Genomic DNA, 5,445 nt, shown 5'->3' on the forward strand with positions numbered 1-5,445 from the left:
GACCATAGCGTTTTGGACCCACCTGATCCCATTCCGAACTCAGAAGTGAAACGAAATAGCGCCGATGGTAGTGTGGGGTTTCCCCATGTGAGAGTAGGACATCGCCAGGCTTTAAATTTAGTTTTTTCCTTTTTAAAAGGCGAAGACAAAAGTTAAGAGAGCCCGTTTGTAAAGCGGGCTTTTTTAGTCCTCACGGACACAAATAATGTGCTGATATGGCTCAGTCGGTAGAGCGCATCCTTGGTAAGGATGAGGTCCCCAGTTCGATTCTGGGTATCAGCACCATTTATTATTTGTTTTATGTTTTAAATTAAAGCCTAAAACAAAATGTAAAGAATTTTACTTGGCGACCATAGCACTTTGGACCCACCTGATTTCCATTCCGAACTCAGAAGTGAAACGAAGTAGCGTCGATGGTAGTGTGGGGCTTCCCCATGTGAGAGTAGAACATCGCCAGGTTCTTATTTAGACTCCAGAGTCTAACCAGTGCGGAGCGGTAGTTCAGTTGGTTAGAATACCGGCCTGTCACGCCGGGGGTCGCGGGTTCGAGTCCCGTCCGCTCCGCCACTTATTTAGAAAGCCTTGCTAGAAATAGCAAGGCTTTCGTCGTTTAAGGCCAAGTCATTTTCCCCTTCAGAGAAACGAATTCCGTTTCAATGCTCTGGTACTTATGCCAACCCTTGTCGTCCGGCCGTTGATACGAAATCCTCATTCGCAATAGCGATGCTCTCTCATCTACAAGCGCCTGTCTTTGCTTATTTATATTCTAGGCATATACAAACTAATTTGACTCATTTTGGTTTTCATTCGTGTCTTGAGTCTAGCTTCAGTTTAGTTAGTATTTCGTCGCCATATCATCATGTTGAGACTCGAAGTTATTAAATGAGTCTCGCATTTATGCAATCTTTGAATTTTCGAACTGGCTAGCTATGTGATCCATTCCTAGTCCTTATACTCACGGCTTTTTCGCTTGTTAATGTCAACACTGTCAGAAAACTTTGTTTGCTTTGCTGATTTCTACTAGAAGGATTACCCTAAAAGGAGTTCTCGTAGGAGTTAGTTTGGTGATGCAACAAATAAAAAATGAAACCTTAAAAGAAGTATTTAAACAATGGGCTTCCGACGATGGAGTTGTGGTCATCAACCCTGCAACTGAGCAAGAGTTAATTCGCTTGAAACCGAGTTCAATTGAAGAGTTGGATTGCCTCATTGAAGCGTGTTCGGCTGAACAAGTTCGATGGGCTAAGTTGAGTGCGAAAGAGCGCTCTAGCTGTTTGAAAAACTGGTATCAATTGTTGATGGAGCACGCTGAAGATATAGCGACCATTATTACATTGGAACAGGGCAAGCCATTGTCTGAAAGCCGCGGGGAAGTGAGCTACGGGGCATCTTTTGTAGAGTGGTTTGCAGAAGAGGCTAAACGAGCTTATGGCGAGATTATCCCTGCTCCTGCTGTAGATAGACGTTTATCTACAATTAAACAGCCTGTAGGCGTGTGTGCTGCGATTACACCGTGGAATTTCCCTATTGCTATGATCACACGAAAAGCGGCACCTGCGTTAGCTGCTGGGTGTGGGATGATCATCAAACCGTCCGAGTTGACCCCTCTGACCGCACTAGCGGTTGTTGAACTTGCGTATCAGGCTGGTATCCCTAAGCCGCTTTTACCTGTTGTTATTTCTGAACAGGCCGCTGAGTTTGGTCAGGTGTTATCGATGGATCCTAGGATCAAGAAGATTTCATTTACGGGTTCGACTCGCGTCGGCAAAATTTTGATGAAGCAGGCTAGTGAAACTGTTAAAGCGGTATCGATGGAACTTGGAGGTAACGCTCCGTTTATTGTTTTTGAGGATGCTGATTTGGAATCAGCTGCTAATGGGCTTATCGCGTCCAAGTTCCGTAATGTAGGGCAAACGTGCGTGTGTACAAACCGTTTATATGTACATCAAAATGTCAAAGAGCGCTTTATGGAAAAAGTGCTCGCGAAAATGATGGAGCTAAATGTTGGGAATGGCTTGGAGTCTGGTGTGACAGTTGGGCCAGTGATCACCATGGCTTCTAAGCATCGTCTGGAGGCTGTTATTGATCAGGCGTTACAAGAGGGGGCTACCATTGCTAACCGTCCTCAAAAGCTCGCAGGGCGCTTTATGGAGCCTGTAATTTTGGATAATGTCGATCAAGGCATGGCTATCGTGCAGCAAGAGTTGTTTGGGCCAGTATTACCCGTATTAACATTTGAAGATGATGAACAAGTGTTAGCAATGGCCAATGATACTGAGTATGGCTTAGCTTGTTATTTCTATACCGATAGCCTTAAACGAATTATCAAGTTCACTGAAGGCTTGGAATACGGAATGGTTGGTGTGAACGAAGGTATTATCTCGACAGAAGTTGCGCCATTTGGTGGTATTAAAGAGTCAGGTGTTGGGCGTGAAGGCGCGAAACAAGGGCTCGATGAATACCTAGAGACGAAATACATATGTCTTGGTGGCTTAAACTGATCTTTGGATGAGAGTGCAAAAGAGAAAGCTGGGTTTCTAAACCTGGCTTTTTTGTTTATAGAGCAAAGAGGAGAGAAGGGTGTATTTCTTCCAGATGCAAAAAAGCCGCATCAAGTGATGCGGCTTCTTCTAATATGGCTCCCCCTACTGGACTTGAACCAGTGACCTGCGGATTAACAGTCCGTCGCTCTACCGACTGAGCTAAGGAGGAACAAATTTTAATAAGTGGTGCCGACTACCGGAATCGAACTGGTGACCTACTGATTACAAGTCAGTTGCTCTACCTACTGAGCTAAGTCGGCACATTTTCATTAACAAGTAATTAACTTGCCAATTGAAAGTGGCTCCTCCTGCTGGGCTCGAACCAGCGACCTGCGGATTAACAGTCCGTCGCTCTACCAACTGAGCTAAGGAGGAATTGTCTTTTTAAGAATAAATGGTGCCGACTACCGGAATCGAACTGGTGACCTACTGATTACAAGTCAGTTGCTCTACCTACTGAGCTAAGTCGGCGTACCGTTATTCTTTATATTGTTCGTGTTAGACACCAACAATTTTAAATTGTGGTGCCCGGAGGCGGAATCGAACCACCGACACGAGGATTTTCAATCCTCTGCTCTACCGACTGAGCTATCCGGGCGACGAGGTGTATTAAAAGGCTTTTCGGCTTTAAGGTCAACAATAAAATTAAAATAAAATATCGTTTGATGAAAATGTGCTCGGAGTGGGCTGTTTTTATGCGTTTTAAATAGGGATACACCATGTTTTAAGCTTTTCTAAGAAAGAAATTACGAGCTTGTTTGCTAAATAAATGCGACGAAAACAAAAAAAGCACGTTTGAAAACGTGCTTTTTAGTGAACAATTGACTTTAAACTAGTGCTTTACGGAGAACTTATTCACCCATCCTTCCAGTTCATTTGCCAAAGAGGCCAAACTTTGGGTGCTCGATTGGCTCTCTGTTACCACTGAATTTAGCTTACTTCCGCTCTCTTCAATCAGATTTATGCGGTGTGCAATGTCATCACTGACTTGCGTTTGCTCAGCTGCTGCCGTCGCAATTTGCTGACTCATTGCTGTGATAGATTCAAGCGCGGTAACGATCTGTTGGAGAGCTTCTGATGCATTCATCGATTCAGTTACTGTGCTTTCACTTGTTTCCGCACAGATTTCCATTGTATGAATGGCATTGCGAGAGCCTTCTTGAAGATTCGAGATCATGTGTTGGATCTCTTTTGTGCTGTCTTGAGTTCGACCTGCAAGATTACGCACCTCATCTGCTACTACAGCAAAGCCTCGTCCTTGTTCGCCTGCTCGGGCTGCTTCAATTGCAGCGTTCAAGGCTAATAGGTTGGTTTGTTCCGCAATATCCCCGATTACATCCAGAACTTTCACGATGTTGTTTACATCTTGATCGAGATCGGCAACCGCTTTACTTGCAGTATTCAGCTGAGTCGCAAGACCTTGGACGTTATCTACCGTGCTGTGGATCAGTGATTGAGTGTGCTGACTTTGTTTATCTGCTTCATCGGTATTACGTGCTGTGTCGCTAGCAGAGCTTGCCACATGGTTAGCGGAAGAAGCCATTTCTGTCATCGCTGTTGCAATCATAGCGGTCGATTGCTGCTGAGAAACGGTAAGATCGGCGATGGAATTTGAGCGCGACTCTACTGCTGATAGCTCATCGCGTAGAGCGTGCATCGATTGTTCAAGGTTAGTCACCATGGTTGCCAATGATTGGCTCATATTCTGAACCGCATGGTAGATACTGCCTTTTGGAGCGACGGTATCAAAGCTAGTTTGGATGTTACCTTGTGCAACCGCTTGAACCGCTTCTCGTACATCGTTAGGTTCACCTCCTAAGAGATTGAGCATTTTGCGAATCGAGATGATCAAGCCTCCAAGAATTGAACCTGCGATAATCAGACACAGCATAAGCTGCCACTGTGCTGTCGACCAAAAACGTGCATTCACTTCATTAAAGCCAATACCTGTACCGACAACCCAACCCCAATGTGGTGTTTTTTCTGCTATTGAGTGTTTTTCTTCAATGCTGCCGTCGGCCTGTTTTTGGCTCCAGGTATATTCAACAATCTGACCTGTTTTGCGACCCAAAACATCTAGGATGAGTTGGCCTACGCTATTACCGCTGCCATCTTTAAAGTCATGGAAACTGGTTCCGTGTAGTTGAGGATCTAGTGGTGCGGCAATAAACATCATATTTTCGTCCGCCACATAAACGTACTCGTTGTCTTTGTAGATGTTGTTACGCAGTAGGCGTGTTGCGAGTGCTTTTGCTTCCTCTTCAGGCATCTTGCCTTCAACTGCCATTTTTTCTACTTCAGTCAGAATGCTGTATGCACTCTTGAATAGCTCAGTTACTCGAGCTTTGTTATCGAGGTTACTTGCGACGCGTAAGGTCCATAAACCTGTAGCGGTCAAGGCTAGCAAAGCTAACAGTATGATCGCGGATAATAAGTAGGCTTGAGTTTTTAATTTCATATTTGGCTCACAAAATGTGTCATTACTATGCAAAGAATGGCTTATGTCAATAATCTAATAGCCGACGCATCTTATTGAAGAAGTGGTATTACGCCTACAAGCACGTATTGAAACTATGATGAGGATTAAATTTTTAGCGTGAAATAAGTATTTTTGAAGAGGAGATTTAATATTCGGTGATGTTTGGAAATGAAGTGCGAAGCAAAGGAATATTAAAATGGAGAATAGGGCAGATGCAAAAAAGCCGCATCAAGTGATGCGGCTTTTTAAATTGGCTCCTCCTGCTGGGCTCGAACCAGCGACCTGCGGATTAACAGTCCGTCGCTCTACCAACTGAGCTAAGGAGGAACTATTCTGTTTGTGTCTTGCCATTCAGCAAGTGCACCAAATATGGTGCCTCGAGGCGGAATCGAACCACCGACACGAGGATTTTCAATCCTCTGC

At 44.5% G+C, this 5,445-nt stretch carries 2 protein-coding genes, 9 tRNA genes and 2 rRNA genes (1 of these 13 only partly in view); 5 read left to right on the top strand and 8 right to left on the bottom strand.

The genetic code is table 11. The features are described from left to right. The 5 genes from rrf (NL646_RS21885) to NL646_RS21905 all read left to right on the top strand — a co-directional run. Positions 1-110, top strand: a 5S ribosomal RNA gene (gene rrf / locus NL646_RS21885); the annotation flags it as partial. 99 nt (positions 111-209) lie between these two features. Further along, positions 210-285: transfer RNA gene (locus NL646_RS21890), tRNA-Thr, on the top strand. A 57-nt stretch (positions 286-342) separates the two neighbouring features. After that, positions 343-459: ribosomal RNA gene (gene rrf / locus NL646_RS21895) — 5S ribosomal RNA — on the top strand. 31 nt (positions 460-490) lie between these two features. Next, positions 491-567: transfer RNA gene (locus NL646_RS21900), tRNA-Asp, on the top strand. 497 nt (positions 568-1,064) lie between these two features. Beyond that, positions 1,065-2,501 (top strand): NAD-dependent succinate-semialdehyde dehydrogenase, encoded by a 1,437-nt coding sequence (locus tag NL646_RS21905; RefSeq protein ID WP_335928617.1) that lies wholly within the window; start codon positions 1,065-1,067, stop codon positions 2,499-2,501. 135 nt (positions 2,502-2,636) lie between these two features. Here NL646_RS21905 and NL646_RS21910 read toward each other — a convergent pair. The 8 genes from NL646_RS21910 to NL646_RS21945 all read right to left on the bottom strand — a co-directional run. Beyond that, a tRNA-Asn gene (locus NL646_RS21910) sits at positions 2,637-2,712 on the bottom strand. A 15-nt stretch (positions 2,713-2,727) separates the two neighbouring features. Further along, positions 2,728-2,803, bottom strand: a tRNA-Thr gene (locus tag NL646_RS21915). Positions 2,804-2,842: 39 nt separating this feature from the next. Further along, positions 2,843-2,918 (bottom strand) — tRNA-Asn (locus tag NL646_RS21920). A gap of 20 nt (positions 2,919-2,938) precedes the next feature. After that, positions 2,939-3,014, bottom strand: a tRNA-Thr gene (locus NL646_RS21925). 51 nt (positions 3,015-3,065) lie between these two features. Next, a tRNA-Phe gene (locus NL646_RS21930) sits at positions 3,066-3,141 on the bottom strand. Between the two features lie 234 nt (positions 3,142-3,375). Then, positions 3,376-5,001, bottom strand: a complete 1,626-nt coding sequence (locus NL646_RS21935) for a methyl-accepting chemotaxis protein (RefSeq protein ID WP_140085617.1) — start codon at positions 4,999-5,001, stop codon at positions 3,376-3,378. A 272-nt stretch (positions 5,002-5,273) separates the two neighbouring features. Then, a tRNA-Asn gene (locus tag NL646_RS21940) sits at positions 5,274-5,349 on the bottom strand. 43 nt (positions 5,350-5,392) lie between these two features. After that, positions 5,393-5,445, bottom strand: a tRNA-Phe gene (locus NL646_RS21945); it runs 123 nt beyond the window's last position.

This window comes from Vibrio sp. Y20_XG_PY13 (assembly GCF_024181925.1).
Lineage (GTDB): Bacteria > Pseudomonadota > Gammaproteobacteria > Enterobacterales > Vibrionaceae > Vibrio > Vibrio parahaemolyticus.

Coding starts and splice junctions, on each gene's coding strand:
- NL646_RS21935 (WP_140085617.1), bottom strand. CDS start 5,001: ATGAAATTAAAAACTCAAGCCTACTTATTATCCGCGATCATACTGTTA.